This is a genomic window from Salmonella sp. SAL4457, assembly GCF_046548235.1.
Taxonomy (GTDB): Bacteria; Pseudomonadota; Gammaproteobacteria; order Enterobacterales; family Enterobacteriaceae; genus Salmonella; species Salmonella enterica.
This window is the reverse complement of sequence record NZ_JBGDZO010000608.1, coordinates 1-266: the sequence shown is the minus strand read 5'-3', so window position 1 is coordinate 266 and position 266 is coordinate 1. Positions and strand designations below refer to the sequence as shown.

The following is a 266-nucleotide window of genomic DNA, read 5'->3' as shown; positions in this document are numbered from 1 at the left end:
CGGTCACCGTGGTCAACAACAACGCGGCGGCGGTGCTGCTGGCGCTGAACAGCCTGGGGGCGCGCAAGGAAGGGATCATCTCGCGCGGCGAGCTGATCGAGATCGGCGGCGCCTTCCGCATTCCCGACATCATGGCCCGCGCCGGCGTGCGCTTGCACGAGGTGGGCACCACCAACCGCACCCACGCCAATGACTACGAAGCCGCCATCGGCCCGCGCAGCGGCCTGCTGATGCGCGTGCACACCAGCAACTACAGCGTCCAGGGC

General features: G+C 69.2%; 1 pseudogene. It reads left to right on the top strand.

Annotated elements, in window-relative coordinates:
- Nucleotides 1–266: pseudogene (locus ACLJNW_RS25640) on the top strand (L-seryl-tRNA(Sec) selenium transferase); the annotation flags it as partial.